Raw genomic sequence first — 1187 nt, forward strand, 5'->3', positions numbered from 1 at the left:
GAGAGTGTAAAATAAACCGTGTAAGTTAAGAGAAAGCAACTTAACTTATACGGTTTTTTATGAATTGTGATAGGATAAAGGAGAAAAGGAAAAAATGGAAATGGAAGAAAGAAAAGAGATCCAAAAAAAGTGGCGTTGGCCCAGGCGATCCTAGAAGCCTACCAGCCACAGACTGCACAAGAAATGAATAACGCACTCAAGGACCTGTTTGGACCCCTGATGGAGTCCATGCTTCAGGGAGAACTGAATCATCACCTTGGCTATGAATCCCATGACAAAGGCCCAAAGAAAGATGCTAACCGAAGAAATGGCTATGGAAAGAAGATACTCAAGACAACACAGGGGGAAGTGGAGATTGAGGTGCCCAGAGATCGTAACGGGTCATTTGAACCTCAGTTGGTACAAAAACGCCAGAGAGACATCTCAGCCATTGAACAGAAGGTACTCTCAATGTACGCCCGAGGGATGTCACAGCGAGATATATCCGCAACGATCGAAGATATCTATGGCTTCTCGATGTCTCATGAGATGATCTCCGAGATCACAGATTCGGTGCTGTCGGAGCTGGAAGAATGGCGGAACAGACCGTTAAAGAAGTGCTACGCCTTTGTCTTTGTGGATTGTTTGTATGTGACGCTGCGCCGTGAGTATGAAGCCAAAGAATGCGCAGTCTATGTGGTGCTGGGATATGACATTCAGGGGAAAAAGGAGATCCTAGGGCTGTGGACCAGTGAGAGTGAAAGTAAGAATTATTGGATGCAGATCTTCGACGAGATCCGCTCGCGAGGGGTGGAAGATCTATTCTTTATTTCAATGGACGGAGTCTCCGGATTGGAAGCGGGTGCCAAAGCGATCTTCCCACAAGTCGTGGTGCAACGTTGCCTGGTACACATGATCCGGAATTCAATCAAATATGTGCCAGCCAAAGAGTATAAGCGGTTTACGCAGAGTCTGAGGAAAGTCTACGGTGCGATCAACTTGAAGGCGGCGAATACAGCTTTCGAGCAGTTCTGTAAGGAGTGGGCATCGTATCCCGGAGCGATAGGGGTATGGGAAAGGAACTATCACCATGTGGAACAACTGTACGATTACAGCAGTGCAGTACGAAAGATCATGTACACGACCAATGCGATTGAAGCCGTGAATTCCAGCTTTCGCAAGGTGACGAAAAAAGGAGCATTTCCCAA

1 protein-coding gene is annotated in these 1187 nt (G+C 46.8%); it reads left to right on the forward strand.

Annotated features, from left to right (window positions below):
• Positions 1–129: 129 nt before the first annotated feature.
• Positions 130–1187: IS256 family transposase (locus BN162_RS17505; RefSeq protein WP_020226436.1), on the forward strand; the 1058-nt coding region annotated here is incomplete at its 3' end.

This window comes from Holdemania massiliensis AP2 (assembly GCF_000327285.1).
Taxonomy (GTDB): domain Bacteria; phylum Bacillota_I; class Bacilli_A; order Erysipelotrichales; family Erysipelotrichaceae; genus Holdemania; species Holdemania massiliensis.